Below are 17,264 nucleotides of genomic sequence, written 5' to 3' on the forward strand. Positions count from 1 at the left end.
ATACAGAGCGCAAATGTGGCGCGAACCGAGGGTGAACAACACCGAAGATCGGAAGTCAATACAGCCGACCCAATCGTCAATTTGCAGGGAGTCGTCTTGACAGCCAAGAAATAGTGGTTCCGATAATGTATCCCCCCGTTCCAAGGCTAAGTGAATAGACGAAGCCAGATGTAACGCCTTGCTCGATTCCCCCAGTTAATTCTGCATATGCAGAGAGATTTCCATAATCCAATAGCCGGGGATACGTATATCGAGACGCCATTTCCCAGTTGCCAGTGAGATAGCCGATGAGCGGTGGAAAGACGAAATACCAGAAAGCGAACAGCCACAGCGCACCGATAGTCGGGAGAAGCCCCGCCTTCAGTACTCCCCCTGCAACGGCGATGGCGAGTGCCACTCCGATCCAGCCAAGGGAGATACCGATGTCCAGTCGTCCGAGAACAAACCCGGCTGAGAAGAATAGTGTGAGGCCGATCACGGCCAGTAGGAGACAACCTCTCTTCCGGCGTCTCCCAACAACATGCGGCCAGAACTGGCCAAGATCACTCATTATAAGATAATTGAAGGTTGCTATCAATAATCGTTCTGGAGATGAGGACCCTCGCCAAGCGGCCGAGCGGCGGTCGCGCCCGGACATCGGTACAGCAATCCGTATGAGGCTCGAGCACAATCTCAGACCAATATGCGCGGGGACGACACGCTGACCGTGGGGACGACCGAGCGTTCGAACCGGAGGCGCGACCGTTCAGTCGCGGACGGGGACACATGAGCGACGAGCCACCGGTCGACGGGACCGACATCCACCAACTCGACGACGACACCGTCGCGCGTATCGCCGCCGGCGAGGTCGTCGAGCGACCCGCAAGCGCCGTCAAGGAACTCGTCGAGAACAGCCTCGACGCCGCGGCCTCGAGCATCGACGTCACCGTCGAGGCGGGCGGGACGGACCTGATTCGCGTCGCCGACGACGGAGACGGGATGACCGACGCCGACCTCCGGGCCGCCGTCCGCCAGCACACGACCAGCAAGATCGGCGGCCTCGAGGACCTCGAATCGGGGGTTCGAACGCTCGGCTTCCGGGGCGAGGCCTTACATACCATCGGTGCCGTCTCGCGGCTCCGAATCCGGTCCAGACCGCGAGACGGCGACGATTCGGGGACGGAACTGGTCTACGACGGCGGCGACGTCGTCTCGGTCGATCCCGCGGGCTGTCCCGAGGGGACCATCGTCGAAGTCGAGGACCTCTTTTACAATACGCCCGCTCGCCGAAAATTCCTCAAGACGACGGCGACGGAGTTTGCCCACGTCAACCGCGTTGTGACCCGCTACGCGTTGGCAAATCCCGACGTGGCCGTCTCGCTGACCCACGACGGGCGCGAGGTGTTTTCCACGACGGGCCAGGGCGACCTCCAGGCGGCCGTCATGGCGGTCTACGGCCGCGAAGTCGCGTCCTCGATGATCGCCGTCGACGCCGACGGCGGCGACCTCCCACCTGGCCCGCTCGAGGCCGTCTCCGGGCTCGTCTCCCATCCCGAGACCAACCGCTCGACGCGGGAGTACCTCGCGACGTACGTCAACGGTCGGGCGGTCACTTCCGACGCGATCCGCGAGGGAATTATGGGCGCCTACGGCACCCAACTCGGCGGCGATCGCTACCCCTTCGTCGTCTGCTTCCTCGAGGTGCCCGGCGACGCCGTCGACGTGAACGTCCACCCGCGCAAGCGCGAGGTTCGCTTCGACGACGATGATGCCGTCCGCCGACAGGTCGATGCAGCCGTCGAATCAGCGCTGCTCGAGCACGGCCTGCTTCGATCCCGGGCCCCGCGGGGCCGGTCGGCACCCGACGAGACGCGCGTGGCGAGCGAGCGCTCCGACACGACGGCGCGGACGCAGTCGTCGATCGGAGACTCGTCCGACGGTTCGACCGCGGAATCCGCAGCCGCTCGCTCGTCCTCGAGCGGCGAATCGCCTGCGGTTGAGTCGTCCGCGACCGAATCGACCGACCGCGACGACGCGTCGGTCGACCGTTCGGCGGGGTCGACGGACACGCCTGCCGACTCGAGGGCGGAATCGGAGCGGGATCCCTCGGGAGGACCGCCGGCACGATCCGAGGCCGACGCGACGACATCGGTGGACCCCTCGACGACCGCCGAATCGGGCTCGTCGGTACCGACAGAGACGGTCTCGACGCCTGCATCTGACTCGAGTGACGACGGCCTCGAGACGAGCCCGTCGGTGGCCCAGAGCCGTTCTGAAGGGAGGAAACCGAACCCCACGCACCGCGATCCAGACCGGAAATTCGCGGCCCCGACCGATCAGCGCACGCTCGCGGGCGGGTCCGCCACGGACGAGGAGCGCGAGTACGACTCGCTGCCGCGGTTGCGGGTACTCGGCCAACTCGAGGACACGTACGTGGTCTGTGAGACGCCCGACGGCCTCGCGTTGATCGACCAGCACGCCGCCGACGAGCGAGTCAACTACGAACGGTTGCAGGCGGCGTTCGCCGACGATCCGCCGGCGCAGGCGCTTGCCTCGCCGGTCGAGCTCGAGGTCACCGCCGCCGAGGCCGAGACGTTCGAACGGTTCCAGGAGGCACTCGCTCGACTCGGCTTCTACGCCGACCGGATCGACGACCGCACTGTCGCCGTGACGACCGTCCCCGCGGTGCTCGAAGAAACGCTCGAGCCCGATCGGCTGCGGGACGTCCTCGCGTCGATCGTCGGCGGCGACCGCGAAGCCGGCGGGGAGACCGTCGACGCCTTGGCCGACGAGTTTCTGGGGGATCTGGCCTGCTATCCCTCGATCACGGGTAACACGTCGCTGACGGAGGGGTCGGTCCTCACCCTGCTTGAGGCGCTCGACGACTGCGAGAATCCGTACGCCTGCCCCCACGGGCGGCCCGTGATCGTCCGAATCGACGCCGCGGAACTCGAGGCGCGCTTCGAGCGGGATTACCCCGGCCATAGCTGATGGTGCTCGCTGTCGTGTAGACCGTTATTCGCTCGAGGTCGGCGTCGTCGTGACGGATTCGTGGGCGTGTTTCTGGCGGTAGAGCCAGAGCGTACAGCCCAAAGCGACGGCCGCGGCGAGGGTGGCAACGCCGAAGGCGAGCTGATAACCGAATTCGGTGTAGACCCGGGCACCGCCGACGACCTCGCCGGTCCAGTAGGCGTCGAGTGCCCATCCCATCACCGTCGGGAGCGTCGCCGCACCGAAGAATCCGGCGGCGTTGACCGTCCCCGTCGAGATGCCACTCGCGCTGTCAGGGTGGCGTTCCTTGGCGATCGCGTAGCCAAGCAGGGACGCGCCGACGAGGATGCCCGCACCGAAGAAGGCCGCGCCGACGACTGGCAGCGGTGGATCGCCGACGACGGCGATACTGCCAAAGCAGACGACGAAGCCGACGGCCCCAGCAACCATCAGCTCGACCCGGCGACCGAGTCGGTCCGAGAGCCGGCCGACCGCGGGCGGACCGACGACCAGCCCGAGCCCGCCAAGCAGCGTAAACGCCGAGGCGAATGTGACCGACACGTCGTAGGTTTGAACGACGTAGGGAACGCCCCAGAGCCCGAACATGGTGAGGTTCACGCCGGTGGTACAGAACAGCATGATGCTGACGACCCAGATCCACCGGTCGCCCAGGACGGCACCGAGGTTCGCCCGAAGTTCGCTCGTCGTCAGCGTCGGCTGATCGGGGACGTTGTCGATCCGCTCGAGGCCGGCCGCTTCTGGCGCATCACGAACGAGAACGAAGATGAGCACGGCGACGACCAGGCCGACGATTCCCAGCCAGCCGATCGCGCTTCGCCACCCGATCGCGTCGACGACGACGGCCAGCGGCGTGGTCGCGAGAATGCCGCCAAAGCCCGACACCGCGAACGTCAGCCCGTTCATCGTCGCGAACTCGTCGGCGCGGTACCAGTTCGCACAGAATCGAAGGATACAGACGAAGAGAACGCTCCCGCCGAGCCCGACGAGCCCGCGGGCAAGCAGTGCGCTGGAGTAGCTATCGGCGAGGGCGAACCAGACGACACCGACGTTCATCACGGCCCCACCGATGGCTGCGGTTCGTCGAGGACCGATCCGATCCGCCAGAATGCCGGTCGGAATCTGCATGACGGCGTACACCCAGAAGAAGATGGCGTGGAGCGTTCCGAGCTGCCCACCCGTCGTGTCGAAGGCAGCCATGAGATCCTCGGCGAGGACGGCCGTCGAGAGCCGGTTGACGTTGACGAGCAAGAAGCCGAGCCCGAGCGTCGCCCAGAGGAGCCACCGCCGGTAGGTCGGATCGGACCAGTATCGCATCCGATACGACTGGATCGTCCAGTAGGTAAATATTTCACCAACCGGAAACGACCACCGGCTCGAATCGCCAGTCGGAACGGACGCCGGTTACAACGACAGCGACGAGAGCACGTCGAGTCGAGGGAGACAACTATGAGAGTCTCGAGTCCGTTCTCTGACTATGACCGACTGGCGCGATCTCGACGGTGCGAACGCAGGCGGGCAGTTTCTGCGAACGGCACTCACACTCTCGATTCTCGAGGGCCGGCCCGTTCGACTCGAGAACGTCCGGGGCGATCGATCGACGCCGGGGCTTGGCCACCAACATCTGGCGATCTTCGAGACGTTGGCAGCGCTCTCCGACGCCGACGTCACGGGTGCCGAAATCGGCGCGGAGACGGTAACGTTCGACCCCGGTGACCCGACGCTCGAGGGCGGCGAGTACGCCGTCGATATCGAGACGGCAGGAAGCATTTCGCTACTGTTCGACGCCGTTGTCCCGCTGGCGACCGTCCTCGAGTCCCCGCTGTCGCTGTCGGTGACCGGCGGCACCGACGTCGCGTGGTCGCCACCGATCGAGTACGTCCAGCAGGTGAAATTGCCCCTGCTCAGACGGTTCGGACTCGTCGCCGCCTGCGAGATCGATCGGCGGGGCTTCTATCCCGACGGCGGCGGGACAGCGACGTTGCACCTCGCGCCCTCCCGACTCGAGCCGATCGAACTCGTGGATCCGGGCTCGCTCGAGGACGTCCGTCTCTACTCGACGGAATCGGAGTCGCTGTCCGATCGAAACGTGGCTCATCGGCAGCTCGAGGGGGCGCTCGAGCGACTGGACGACAGCCTCGATTCGAGACTCGTAGAACGCCGGGAGACGACTGCGGCGAGTGACTGTCCGGGATCGGCGATCGTCGTTCGGCTCGAGTTCGAGAACGGCATCGCCGGCTGCAGCGCCCTCGGCGAACGCGGGACGCCGGCCGAGCGCGTCGGCGAGGACGCCGCGGACGCCGCGAACCGCGTGCTCGAGGGTGGCTGGCCGGTCGACCGCCACCTCGGCGATCAGTTGTTGGTTTACCTGTCGATCGCCGGCGGTCGCGTTCGCGTCCCCGCCCTCACCGACCACGTCCGGAGTAGTTGCACGCTGCTCGAAGCGTTCGGCGTCGACGTTTCCCGTGCGAGTCCGTCGGCAACCGATATCGACGCCGATGAATCCATCGGGGATCGGCCAAACGACACCGACGGCGCGGTGCTGTCGGTCCCACAACGAGCGACCGTCAACATCGAGCCCACGGCCGATCCGAATTACTGAAAGGGTCGGTAACGGTACAATTTTAGGCCGCCCGTTCGTCTACAAACCCATGTCCGATTCGAAGACGACCGTCGGGAACGGGGGAGACAGACGTGCGTGATCTCGTGACCTTCGGAGAGACGATGCTCCGGTTGTCGCCACCCGACAGCGAGCGCCTCGAGCGAACGGACGAACTCGAGGTGTTCGTCGGCGGCGCGGCGAGCAACGCCGCGATCGCGGCGAATCGGCTCGGTGCCGACGCAGCGTGGCTTTCGAAGGTGCCCGACACGCCGCTCGGACGACGCGTGGTCAACGGCCTGCACGAACACGCCCTCGAGACGAACGTCGTCTGGAGCCGCGAGGGCCGACAGGGAACGTATTACCTCGAACGAGCCGGGAAACCCCGTGGATCGGCCGTTATCTACGACCGGGCCGACAGCGCCTTTACCACGACGACGGCCCAGGAGCTCGACGTGAACGCGGTCCAGAACGCCCGCGTATTTTTTATGACCGGCATCACGCCGGCACTCTCGCCGACGCTTCGAGAGACGACGACGAACCTGCTCAAAGCCGCCAAACAGGGTGGGACGACGACAGCGTTCGATTGCAACTATCGGGGCAAGCTCTGGTCGCCGGAGACGGCCCGTGAGACGCTCACCGCGCTGTTTCCCGGTATCGACGTGCTCGTCGTCGCTGCCCGGGACGCCCGCTCGGTGCTCGAGTTCGAGGGCGACCCGCGCCAACTTGCCCACAAACTCGGCTCCCAGTACGACTTCGAGACGGTCGTCGTCACCCGCGGCTCGGAGGGCGCCGTGGGTTGGCACGACAGCGTCGTCCACGAACAACCTGCCTACGAGACCGACACCGTCTCCGAGATCGGCACCGGCGACGCCTTCACCGGCGCGTTCATCGCACGCCGGGTCGCCGGGGACGACGTCCCGACAGCGCTCGAGTACGCCGCGGCGACGGCGGCGCTCAAACGCACGATTCCGGGAGATATCGCGCTCGTCACCGAGGACGAAGTCGAACGCGTCCGGACGGCCGAGAGCGACGGACTCTCGCGGTAGCGACGTGGGACAATTGCGAATTGACCTCCTCCTCCGCGTGAACGCGGAGGAATCCCGCCACGGGATTTCAGGCTGCGTGTAGCGGCCTGTTGGTTTCAAGACGCATCCGTTCCAGGCGTCACCTGCTGATTTTCAGCATCGTCCCCAGAAATTGGTCTGCAATGTTTATCGCCCCGTTCACGTCAGCTTGATACTCTCCGACCCAACAGTCGTCGTTCGAGCATCTGAACGTCGCCTGTCGTGGCCGGGAGCCATGTTCACCGCAGGCGTGGCACGCCTTCGACGTGTTCCGGGGATTCACCGTCTCGGCGGGAATCCCCTTCTCGGTGGCTTTGTAGCGAATCTGTGCGTGGAGCTTCTCGGATCGGATCGAGAGGCACGGCAAGTAGCCGATCTGCCGATCGGTGAGCTCTCGCTCACGCAGTTCAGCCCGAGCGAACGCGTCCTCAGACGCGCGATCTACGAGTCCGCACTGGAAACGTTCGACTTCTTCTCGATCCCGGTCTCCGACGTTCGGCCCTGGATCGACGCACGCCTCGGCCTGCGTTGAGACGGAGTGCTGTGACAGCAGTGGCACGTGAACTACTCCACCCTACCGCGCTCGAGCTAATCGGCATCGGCATCGGCCGACGGCCGGTAGCGCCGGCTGACGGCCTTCCAGCGGCCCCGCCGGAACAGCCAGTAGTTGATTCCCCCGGGAACGTACGTCTCGAGCAAGAGTGCGAGGTAGAGCCCGGCGATACCGAGCGGCGTGACGAGTCCGAGCGCGGCCGCAGGGAGCGCGAAGACGTAACGACCGACCAACGAAGCGACGAACGGCAGTCGAGTATCTCCAGCGCCGAGCAACGCGCCCGCAGCGGTGCCGTCGATGCCGTACCCGATCGAACTGACGGCGCCGACGGCGACGAAGACGCCGGCCTGTGCGACGTGACCGGGATCGGTGACGAACAGACTCGCGATCGGTTCCGCGAAGACGACGACCAGTATCGCGACGCCAGTGTAGATGACCGTCGAGAGGCGGACGATCTCCTCGCCGTACGCGCCTGCTTCGTCCTCGTCGTTCGCGCCGAGATGTTGGCCGACGAGCGAACTCGAGGCCAGTGACAGCCCCCAGTTGATGCTGTTGATCAGGCCACGGATGCGCCGGCCGACCTCGAGGGCGGTGACGATCACCGGGCCGAACGTGGCGGCGATCCACAACAGCGGGAAGACGACGATCCCCTGGGCGAGACGGCGACCGATCTCGGGCGAGGAGATTTCGACGATTTGCCAGAGTAGGGTCGGCTGGAGCCGCAGACTCGAGCGCGTGATTGGGACGGGACTTGGCTCCATACCCAGTTGGCCGTAGGACTGGCCGAACATCCCCCACGCGAGAACGAGCGTGACGACGCCGGTCGAGACGGTCGTCCCGATCGCTGCGCCGGCGACGCCCATCCCGAATCCGAAGATGAGGACGCCGCTGATGAGGATGTTCAGGACGGCACCGCCGGCGCGGGCGACCATCTCGGTGAACGTGTCGCCGACGCCCGTGTAGGTTCGACTCGCGACGAGATTCAGGAGTTCGAAGAGGACGGCCGGTGCGACAAAGAGCAGGTAGGTCGTCCCGTGGGCGATCGGCTCGGGTTCGCTGCCGAGCAGGCCGATCAGCGACTCGGCGACGAGCAAAAAGACGGCCATCATCGGCAACGCGAACAGGAACACGAGCAGGATGCTCTGGGTGACGACCAACGAGGCGCGTTCGGTCTCCTCGCCGCCGTAGTTCTGGGAGACGAGCGAGACGGTTCCCCCGGCAAGGCCCAGTCCCAGCATCGTCACGATCTCCCAGTAGGCGAGCGCGTAGGCCAACCCGGCGGTGCCGGTCGTCCCGACCGCGAGACCGACCATCGCCAGATCCGCCGTCTGTTTGGACATGATCGCGAAGCCGGTCACGATCCGCGGCCAGGCGAGGTCGGCCGTCGGCCCGAACCGCTCGGCGTCGATGATCCCGAGTCGCTCGAGGATGCTCGCGAGAACGACGGTTACGGTCCGACGATCCGTCATTGCACCCGCACTTTCGGTAGGGCGACCTTCGATCTGTCGTTCGAGGCAGTCTCCGTCCCACTCCAACCACGAACGCGATCGTCGACCGATCAGGCGCTCGAGACGCCCGGGACCACTTCGAGCGACGGCTGCACGGATCGCGCAGCTACAGCCGTGAGAGTACGGCTTTCAGATGCTCGGGCGAGAGCAGCGAGGTCGGCCGGTCCATGTGAACGCCGATTTCACCCGACAACGTCCGCAATCCCGCGCGTTGGACCGGTTCCGGCAGCGAGTACGCCCGCCGGAGCCAGTGGCCGAGTTCTTGTTCGCGGCCCAAGTCGTCCCGCCAGGCGCGTTCGTAGCCTGCAAGCGTCGTCGGTCGGTCGGGATCGATCTCCCTGGCGGCGTGGTCGGCACAGGTCATACCGTAGAGGATGCCCCCGCCCGTGAAGGGCTTGGTCTGGGCGGCCGCGTCACCGAGCAGGAACCCTCGCCTCGAGGTCACGCGACTCGGCGGCCCGATCGGAATCGCGCCCGAACAGCGGTCGGCAACGTCGATCTCGTAGCCGTCGATCAGTTCTTCGAAGTGCTTTGTGACCTGCACGCCCGGTGGGGCCGCCAGTCCGTACTCGACGCCGGCCCCACCGCGAGGGATTCGCCAAGCGAAAAAGGTCGGCGCGGTGAGGTGGACGTCGACGAAGTCGGCGTGGTCGTCCTCCTCGGAGAAGGCGAGCACCCCGTGGAGCAATTCCTCGGGATCGGCCAGTCCGAGTTCGTCTCGAACCCTCGAGCGCGGGCCATCACAGCCGACGACCATCTTGGCCGCGAGCGTCTGGCGCTCGTCCGGACCGTTCGCGACGACCTCGACGCGGTCGTGGTGCTCGCGGACCTCGGTGACGGTGTGGTGCTCCCGAACGTCCGCGCCCGCCTCGCGGGCGAGGGCCGCGAGGTGGCGATCGAGTCCGACGCGGTCGACGACATTCGAGGCGACCTCGCGCTTGTAGAAGGGATAGGCGGGGCTCCGGGGCCCACCGGCGTGAAACCGAGCGCCGTAGATCTCGTTTTGCAAGAGTTCCTCGCGCGCTCCGGGGCCGGTAAACGACCAGATATCGGTACTGACGTGACCCGAGCACGCAAGCGGCGTTCCGATCGTCCCTTTCTCGAGGGCCAGAACGTCGTAGCCTTTCTCGCCAGCCCGTCGGGCGAACCGGGCTCCCGCAGGGCCGACGCCTACCACGACGAAGTCGTACATATTCCTCACGTTCACGTCGGGCGATAAATAACCTCTCACCCGTCTCGAGAGCCGCCGCTATCGAACCTGCTGGGAGGGCGTCGGTCGCCCGTGATCGAGCTGTCGACGAGAGTGCGAGTCCACCCGGACTCGGGCGATATGGCTGGAATCGGTAAGCGAACCCCAGCAGACGAAAGCGTCGTTAGAAGGCGTTGGCCTCGAGGCTCATTTCGGCGTGCAGATCGGATTTCAACGCGTCGTGGACCTTACAGAGTGCGTTCGCGCGCTCGATAATTTGTTCGCCCGTGTCGTCGTCGACATCGGCTTCGACGCGAATGTGGAACGAGATCGACTCGAGTTTGTCGTCGTCGTTGAGGTCGCCGGTCGTCTCGATTTCGACGCGGCCGAGGTCGTCGACGCCGCGTTGCTCGCCGCCGACCCGAAGCGCGGGAACGTAGCAGGTGCCGTAGGCGGCCAGCAACGCCTCGAGCGTGTCGGGTGCGTCCTCGCCGGTGGCGTCGATCGTCGTTTCGAACTCGCGGATCTCGTTGGTCGCGCTGAACCCCTCCTCGGAGACGGTGGTGACGTCCTTCGACATAGCACTCGAGACCACGACCGCCTGGCGTGTAAACGTTGTTCTCACCGGCGGTACCGTTCGGCAGTCGAAAAATACGTGCGTGGCGATACGAGACGGCCGTGGCGAGACGAGCCTCGGCGGCCGCGACGGCTTACTCGAGATTGAAGGGTTCGTCGGCCTCGAGGGCGTGGACCTCGGCGTCGCTGACGGCATCGGCGAAGTCGGCGGGATCCTGTTCGATCGGCGGGAAGGTATCGTAGTGCTGTGGGAAGGCGTGGTCGGCCCCGGTCCAGTCGACGGCGACGCCGGCCTGCTGGGGCCCCATCGTGAAGTGATCGCCGATGGGGACGATCGCGGCGTCGGGCTCGAGATAGTCGCCGATAACGTCGTTCATCTCGGACATCAGGGCCGTGTCGCCGGCGTTGTACAGTGTCGTCGAAGCGTCCCCCGTGGGATCGCCGTCGGCGATGACGAAGCTGGCGGGCATCCCGCCGCTCAGTTCGTTTTCGGTCATGATGCCGTTGGTGTGGTCGGCCCGGACCATGGTGACGGTGGCGTCGCCACAGTCGACGGTACCGCCGAGGTTCATCCCCATCCCCCCGACGGCGTCCTCGTAGCCGAACTCCTCCTGGCAGTAGGAGGTCAGTTCCGGCGTCGCGACCAGCGTCGCGTCCGAGAACGCGCCGGCATGAGCGATGTGGTCGGCGTGGCCGTGTGTCAACAAGACGTAGTCGGGCGTATCGACGTCGGATGGCTCGAGGCCGGTCTTCGGGTTGTCGAAGAACGGGTCGATCAACAGTTCGGTGCCCCCAACGGTGACGTGCCACGTCGAGTGGCCGTGCCAGGTGAGTTCCATACCACTCGAATCGTTGGTGTGAGATGTCTTAAAAGTGGCTGGAGCCCGCTTCGGTGTTGGACGGCGGAAACGTAGTTGGAGATTATTTCTAGTAACAAAAGAAGTGAAATATAATATGTACAATCACCGGCATTTATACTGACGGTATCAGAACGACCGGATGCCGCAGGCGCTGACACACCACGCATGCGGTCGGTCGCGTTTGCGATCGCAGACGTAGTTACCGTTCGGGCCCGCCCGATCGGTAGCGGCGTTCGCAGATCGACCGCCACGGCCAGGCAGGGGTGGCCCCCTCGAGCAGTCGGCGAGACACACCGACGATGCCGTGGCGTTTTTTACCCGGCCCACCTACGACAGGTATGCTCGCACTGACACTCGAGGAGTTCATGGTGGAGTTGAACGAGGGATCGATCAAGAACGTCGGGCCGACGAACAAGTCCGCGACGGTGAAACTGTTCGATGTCGAGTCGGCCGAAGCCCGCGAGTTCGGCGACAAACGTCTCAAACTCGTCTTCGAGGACGACGAGGGGAACGAAATCCAGGTTTCGCTGTTTCCCGAAGACGTGTACAAACTCCTCGAGGACGTCGAAGCACTCGAGGACGATTCGCCCGTTTTCGAGTAGGGAACGACCCCTGCTCGTCCCGGACCATCTGTGAGCGCATTTCGACAACCGTTTTAGGACGAACCTGCTTGATGCGAATAGATGGGTAACTGTATCATCTGCGGCACGCCTGTCGACGGTGAGGTCTGTGCGAGTCACGAAGAAGATGTCGTCTTCGAATTTCGTGGCACCGCGGCCTCGCATCTCACCCCCAACCGCTACTACCGGGGGACCGTCGACGGCTACGCCGACTTCGGCGTCTTCGTCGACGTCGGAGACCACGTCACAGGCCTGTTGCACAGAAGCGAACTCGACCAACGACTCGAGAGTCTCGATTGGGAACCCGGGGACGAGGTCTTCGTCCAGGTTCTCGACGTCCGCGACAACGGTAACGTCGACCTCGGCTGGTCGATCAGACAGCGCGAACGCGAATTCCGCGGCCAACTGATCGAAACCGCCGACGACGAGTTCCGGACGGAGGATCTCGCGGACGACGGCTCGACCGACGACGCCGACACCTCGAGCGACCACTCGGCCGGCGACGATACCGGCGGCTCCGAGACGACGCCCGACGAGACGGAGTCGACAGACAGTCCGGCGACCGCGACCGAAACGGTTGCAGGCGCCAGCGGCTCGGTCGCGACCGAGTCCGCCGCGGCATCCGCCCCAGCGGCGGACGACACGGCCGACGCGACGCCCGAGGACGAACCGACGCTCAACCGAACGACGATCGATAGCATCGATTCGCAGGTCGGCTCGGTCGTCCGCCTCGAGGGCGAGATCATCGGCGCTCGCCAGACCAGCGGTCCGACGGTCTTCGAACTGCGCGACGAGAGCGCCACCGTCGAGTGCGCCGCGTTCGAAGAAGCCGGCGTCCGAGCCTACCCCGATGTCGATGTCGACGATGTCGTCGCACTCGAAGGCGAGGTCGAACGCCATCACGGCGATCTGCAGGTCGAAACCGAGACCCTCGAAATTCTCGAGGGCGAAGCTCGTGAAACCGTCGTCGAGCGACTCGAGACGGCGATCGAACAGGAGGCTCGGCCGGCCAAGACCAAGCCACTCGCCGACCACGACGGCGTCACGGCTGTTGCAGACGAACTCGAAGCCGCTGCGACCACGATTCGCCGCGCCGTCATGGAGGCCCGACCGATCGTCGTCCGTCACTGCGCCAGCGCCGACGGCTACGTCGCCGGCGCTGCCATCGAGCGCGCCGTGCTTCCGCTGATTCGGGAGAAACACACCCGGGAAGACGCCGAATACCACTACTTCGAGCGGCGGCCACTCGAGGGTCGCGTCTACGACATGGACGCCGCGACCGACGACGTCACCTCGATGCTCGAGGCTCGGGACCGCCACGGCGAGCAACTGCCGCTGGTCGTCCTGGTCGATGCGGGCTCGACGGTCGAATCCGTCGACGGTTACGAACTGCTCTCGCTGTACGACGCCGACGCGGTCGTCGTCGACGCCAGCCGCGCCGACGACGAGATCACCGACGCCGTCTCGGTCGCGGTCACGCCGTCGCTCGCAGACGCCGACGTAAGCGACATCACCGCGACGGCACTCGCCGCCAACGTCGCTTCGCAGGTCAACGGCGACATCCGTGGCGAGTTAGAGCACCTGCCTGCAGTGAGCTACTGGGAGGATACGCCGTCGGAGTACGTCGACCTCGCGACCGAGGCCGGCTTCGACGAGACCGCCGTCTCAGAACGCCGGGAAGCCGTCGCCCTCGAGGCCTACTACCAATCCTACAAGGACAAGCGCGAACTCGTCGCCGACCTGTTGTTCGGCGACAGCGACGACGACGGCCGGCCGCGAGACGGCGACCTCGCCGCCCACGTCTCCGAGCAGTTCCGGGCGAAACTCGAGACCGAACTCGAGACCGCCCGAGAGAACCTGACGACCGAGAACGTCGACGGCGTCACCGTCGCCGTCCTCGATACGGACGCGTTCACGCACCGCTACAACTTCCCGACGACGCGGCTCCTGCTCGATGCCTTGCACCGCCGCCAGCGCGACGACGGACCGTTCGTCACGCTCGGACTCGGTGAGAGCGATTGTTACGTTCGAGCGACCGAGCCGGTTGACATCCGCCAGCTAGGCGATTCGATCGCCGAGGCGGTTCCCGACGGCGGCGTCCACGTCGTCGGCGGTCGGGACGGCCACGTCGAGTTCCTCCCCGGCGTCCGCGACGGCGTTCGCGACGCCGCACTCGAAGCGCTCGAGGAGCAGCTCGGATAAGGTCCATTCTCCACTACCGTCCACACAGACCACCAGCGGCTGCGCTGGCGTCGGGACGAACGGGACAGACCCCGTCGAGACGGCAGCTGGCCGCGAAAACACCGTTCAGTCGTCGTCTTCGTCGGATCGGTCGGATCGAACGGCTGATTCGTCGGGCCAGGTGACGCTGCCGAGAAACGGGACGCCGATCCGTTCGGCGGAGCGAGCGATCATGTGTGCGCCCGTTGGCACCGTCAGGAACAGGAAAACGATGCCCAGCAGCGAGGTAAGTCCCTCCTTGCCCGGACCGAATGCGACGAAGCCGGCGAGAAAGATCGCGGCGGTCCCGAGGGTCGTTGGCTTGCTCGTCGCGTGCATCCGATTGTAGACGTTCGGCAGGCGTAACAGGCCGACCGTGCCGACGATCAAGAAGAACACGCCGACGGCGATCAGTGCGATGACGACGGCGGTTCGGATCACTCGATCACCTCCCCGTCGATGACGAACTTCGCGACGGCAACCGTCGCGATGAATCCGATGATCGCGAGTACGAGGCTCACGGTGATAAACAGCCCGCGGCCGGTCTGGATGGCAAAGAGCACGGCGATGGCGACGACGTTCGTCGCGATGGCATCCAACGCGACGACCCGGTCGGGGTCCGTCGGCCCGCGAATCACCCGATAGCTACAACAGACACAGAGTGCGCTTACGATCACCAGCGCGACGCGCAGCGTCGTCTCGAGGAGGACCGGTACCTCACTCATCGTCGATATCACCCGATTCGCTCGGCGCGTCATCCGGAGACTGGTCGTCGGTCGGTGGGCTGTCGTTCGATGCTCGCTGACCGTCGGTCCGTTCCTCGAGCGACCGCTGGGCCTGTTCGTCCGGGCGACGCGGGTGATGGCCACCGGAGACGACGATGTCGGGCACCGGGTCCGACGGCGACTGCGGTTCGTCGAACATCTCGAGGGCGTAGTTTTCCCAGGTGCGGATGGGAGCGACGATCGCGTCGGGATCGCGACCGTCGATTGCGTGGACGTAGAGGGCGTTCGCGTCCGCGACGTAGTCGAGGGTGACCGTTCCCGGCGTGACCGTGATGCTGTTAGCGATGAGGGTGACCGCCACGTCGGTTTCGACGCGCAGCGGGATCAATATCACCTCGGGTTCGATCGGCAGTTCGGGCGAGAGCACCCGGTAGGCGACGTCGATGTTCGCGCGGACGAGTTCCCGGACGAACGCGCGGAGGTAACGGCCGGCGGCCGGCAGCGCGCGAGCGCCGCGACCGAGATCGAGGGACTCGAGATAGAGCCGGCGGAAGACGAACGCGGTCGGCAGGCCAACGGCGAGCCCGAAGAAAAACTGGCCGATCACGACCGTCGGCGCGAGTTCGACGCCGCGGACGAAGAGCCAGAGGACGGCGAATCCGGCACCGGCGACGGGCCAGGCGGGGATCCTCACATCTGCTCACCTCCCGCGGCGTCCGGATCGGCCGGGTCGACGGCCTCGACGTACCCCTCGACATCCAGCGCGGCCGCTGCCGCGGCGTCGGCAAATTCGTAGACCGGCTCGAATCCGATGCCGACCGCGAGGATGGTCCCCGTGAGCGCGAGGAGAACGCCGATCTTGACGGGATCGACGGTCGCCCTCGAAACGGCGGCCGTTCGGGTTCCCCAGAAACTCCGATTCCACGTCCGCGTGGTGTAGGCTATCGTCAGTACGGAGCCGCCGACCAAGAGTACGAGGACGGGCATCGTCCCCGCTCGAGCTGCGGCGTCGAAGACGAGGAGCTTGCCGAAAAAGCCCGATAGCGGCGGAATGCCCACGAGCGCGAGCGAGCCCACGAAGAAGGCGATCGCGAGCGGTGGCGAACGGCCGGCTAGCCCCCCGAGGTCGGCCAACTGGCTCGTGCCGGTCGCCGACCTGACCGCGCCGACCGAGAGAAAGAGCAGGCCCTTGGCCAACGTGTGGTTGAGCGCGTACACCAGCGCGGCGACGATCGCGAGCTGTCGCAGTTCGGGAGCGGTCGTGGTCGCCGCGATGGCGACCGGCACGGCAATGAAGCCGACCTGGCCGATGCTCGAGTACGCGAGGATCCCCTCGAGCGAGGAGCGGCCGACGGCACCGATCCCGCCGACGAGGATGCTCGCGGCGGCCATGACGAACAACGCGGCGCCGACGAACGCCAGCGGCGACGTGCCGGCGACGACGGTTCCGACGCCGGGAACCGCGAGGTCGACGCCGACCTGCGCGCCCGCAAAGATCGTAAAAGAGAGCCGGAGGATCGCGTAGATGCCGACTTTCTTGGACGCGCCGGCCAGCACGGCGGTGACCTGGGGCGGCGCGGATCGGTAGGCGGTCGGGATCCAAAACTGGAAGGGAACGAGGCCGGCTTTGATCGCGAACACCGACAGCAACAGCGCCAGTAGGCCGACGACCGGTCCGGGGTCGATCCCGTAGGCCGCCGGCTCGGCGAGGCGGCGGGCCAGATCAGCCATGTTGAGCGTCCCCGTGGTCGCGTAGAGGCCGCCGACGCCGAGCAGGAAGACCGCACTCGCCAGCAGGTTGAGCGCGACGTACCAGAACGCGGCGCGAGTGTGTTGGGCGCCACCGTAGTAGGCGACGAAGATGTAACTGGCCATCAACATCACCTCGAACCAGACGAAGAGGTTGAACAGGTCGCCAGTGAGGAACGCGCCGGTGACCCCGAGCAACAGGAAGTGAAACAGCGGAAAGTAGTAGCTGCGCCGGTCGAGTTCGGGCAGCGTTCGAGCCGAGAAGACGAGCGACGTGATCCCGATCGCAGCGACCATCGTCAGCATGAACGCCGAGAGCCCGTCGGCCACGAGCGTGATGCCGAACGGTGCCGGTAGATCCGCGACCTGGTAGGTCGCGATGCCCGGCGCGTCGGGCGCGAGCACGACGTACCAGGCGATCGCCGTGACCGCGAGAACGTATCCCGCGCCGCCGACCAGGCTCACCCCGACTCGAGCGCGCGGTCGGCGACCGAGCACCAGCGTGAGTACGGCCGTCACGAGGACGATCAGCATCGGCGCGATCACGAGGTCCGAGGGGGTGCCGACCGGCATCGTCGTCAATGGTTCCGGCACGGCCGAACTCGCCGTC

The 17,264-nt window shown here is 65.8% G+C and carries 16 protein-coding genes and 1 pseudogene; 6 read left to right on the plus strand and 11 right to left on the minus strand.

The genetic code is table 11. From position 1 onward, the window contains the following. Positions 1–76: 76 nt before the first annotated feature. Positions 77–550 carry a hypothetical protein gene (locus D8Y22_RS08960; RefSeq protein WP_141464362.1) on the minus strand — a complete coding sequence of 158 codons (474 nt, stop codon included), beginning with the start codon at positions 548–550 and terminating at the stop codon, positions 77–79. A gap of 215 nt (positions 551–765) precedes the next feature. Here D8Y22_RS08960 and mutL point away from each other — a divergent pair, with 215 nt between their 5' ends. Continuing rightward, positions 766–2,970, plus strand: coding sequence for a DNA mismatch repair endonuclease MutL (gene mutL, locus D8Y22_RS08965; protein ID WP_141464363.1), 2,205 nt, complete (start codon positions 766–768; stop codon positions 2,968–2,970). Positions 2,971–2,994: 24 nt separating this feature from the next. On the opposite strand, the gene D8Y22_RS08970 is transcribed toward mutL, so the two are convergent. Further along, a complete protein-coding gene (locus tag D8Y22_RS08970; RefSeq protein ID WP_141464364.1) occupies positions 2,995–4,305 on the minus strand; it encodes an MFS transporter in 1,311 nt (436 codons plus the stop codon). 160 nt (positions 4,306–4,465) lie between these two features. Here D8Y22_RS08970 and rtcA point away from each other — a divergent pair, with 160 nt between their 5' ends. Continuing rightward, positions 4,466–5,590, plus strand: coding sequence for an RNA 3'-terminal phosphate cyclase (rtcA, locus tag D8Y22_RS08975; RefSeq protein ID WP_141464365.1), 1,125 nt, complete (start codon positions 4,466–4,468; stop codon positions 5,588–5,590). A 92-nt stretch (positions 5,591–5,682) separates the two neighbouring features. Next, positions 5,683–6,636 (plus strand): bifunctional 2-dehydro-3-deoxygluconokinase/2-dehydro-3-deoxygalactonokinase, encoded by a 954-nt coding sequence (kdgK1, locus tag D8Y22_RS08980; protein WP_141464366.1) that lies wholly within the window; start codon positions 5,683–5,685, stop codon positions 6,634–6,636. 148 nt (positions 6,637–6,784) lie between these two features. On the opposite strand, the pseudogene D8Y22_RS08985 reads toward kdgK1, so the two are convergent. Continuing rightward, a pseudogene (locus D8Y22_RS08985) lies at positions 6,785–6,994 on the minus strand (zinc ribbon domain-containing protein); the annotation flags it as partial. On the opposite strand from D8Y22_RS08985, the gene D8Y22_RS22330 reads away from it, so the two are divergent. Continuing rightward, on the plus strand, positions 6,890–7,186 hold the full coding sequence (locus D8Y22_RS22330) for a hypothetical protein (RefSeq protein WP_174811797.1): 297 nt from the start codon (positions 6,890–6,892) through the stop codon (positions 7,184–7,186). The pseudogene D8Y22_RS08985 and the gene D8Y22_RS22330 sit on opposite strands and share 105 nt — an antisense overlap. A 56-nt stretch (positions 7,187–7,242) precedes the next feature. Here D8Y22_RS22330 and D8Y22_RS08990 read toward each other — a convergent pair whose 3' ends face one another. The 4 genes from D8Y22_RS08990 to D8Y22_RS09005 form a co-directional block, all read right to left on the minus strand. Then, positions 7,243–8,676, minus strand: a complete 1,434-nt coding sequence (locus tag D8Y22_RS08990) for an MATE family efflux transporter (RefSeq protein WP_141464367.1) — start codon at positions 8,674–8,676, stop codon at positions 7,243–7,245. A 145-nt stretch (positions 8,677–8,821) separates the two neighbouring features. Beyond that, the gene (locus D8Y22_RS08995) at positions 8,822–9,907 is read right to left on the minus strand and encodes a geranylgeranyl reductase family protein (RefSeq protein ID WP_141464368.1); all 1,086 of its coding nucleotides are present in this window, start codon (positions 9,905–9,907) and stop codon (positions 8,822–8,824) included. Positions 9,908–10,088: 181 nt separating this feature from the next. Beyond that, positions 10,089–10,484 carry an OsmC family protein gene (locus tag D8Y22_RS09000; RefSeq protein ID WP_141464369.1) on the minus strand — a complete coding sequence of 132 codons (396 nt, stop codon included), beginning with the start codon at positions 10,482–10,484 and terminating at the stop codon, positions 10,089–10,091. Between the two features lie 130 nt (positions 10,485–10,614). Beyond that, positions 10,615–11,319 (minus strand): metal-dependent hydrolase, encoded by a 705-nt coding sequence (locus tag D8Y22_RS09005; RefSeq protein ID WP_141464370.1) that lies wholly within the window; start codon positions 11,317–11,319, stop codon positions 10,615–10,617. A gap of 359 nt (positions 11,320–11,678) precedes the next feature. On the opposite strand from D8Y22_RS09005, the gene D8Y22_RS09010 reads away from it, so the two are divergent. Then, complete coding sequence (locus tag D8Y22_RS09010) at positions 11,679–11,942, plus strand: hypothetical protein (RefSeq protein ID WP_141464371.1); 264 nt, start codon at positions 11,679–11,681, stop codon at positions 11,940–11,942. Positions 11,943–12,023: 81 nt separating this feature from the next. Next, a complete protein-coding gene (locus D8Y22_RS09015) occupies positions 12,024–14,162 on the plus strand; it encodes a DHH family phosphoesterase (RefSeq protein WP_141464372.1) in 2,139 nt (712 codons plus the stop codon). A 105-nt stretch (positions 14,163–14,267) separates the two neighbouring features. Here D8Y22_RS09015 and mnhG read toward each other — a convergent pair whose 3' ends face one another. Genes mnhG through D8Y22_RS09035 form a run of 4 tightly spaced genes read right to left on the minus strand, consistent with a single transcriptional unit; the run spans position 14,268 to position 17,227 of the window. Continuing rightward, positions 14,268–14,621: a monovalent cation/H(+) antiporter subunit G gene (gene mnhG, locus D8Y22_RS09020; protein WP_141464373.1), complete on the minus strand. Its 354-nt coding sequence runs from the start codon at positions 14,619–14,621 to the stop codon at positions 14,268–14,270. Further along, positions 14,618–14,905: a monovalent cation/H+ antiporter complex subunit F gene (locus D8Y22_RS09025; protein WP_141464374.1), complete on the minus strand. Its 288-nt coding sequence runs from the start codon at positions 14,903–14,905 to the stop codon at positions 14,618–14,620. Before D8Y22_RS09025 ends, mnhG begins: the two co-directional genes overlap by 4 nt. Next, positions 14,898–15,599, minus strand: a complete 702-nt coding sequence (locus D8Y22_RS09030; protein WP_141464375.1) for a Na+/H+ antiporter subunit E — start codon at positions 15,597–15,599, stop codon at positions 14,898–14,900. Before D8Y22_RS09030 ends, D8Y22_RS09025 begins: the two co-directional genes overlap by 8 nt. Next, entirely contained in the window at positions 15,596–17,227 is a 1,632-nt protein-coding gene (locus D8Y22_RS09035; RefSeq protein WP_141464505.1) for a complex I subunit 5 family protein, read from the minus strand. Before D8Y22_RS09035 ends, D8Y22_RS09030 begins: the two co-directional genes overlap by 4 nt. Positions 17,228–17,264: the final 37 nt, after the last annotated feature.

The organism is Salinadaptatus halalkaliphilus, assembly GCF_006543045.1.
In the GTDB taxonomy this organism is placed as follows: domain Archaea; phylum Halobacteriota; class Halobacteria; order Halobacteriales; family Natrialbaceae; genus Salinadaptatus; species Salinadaptatus halalkaliphilus.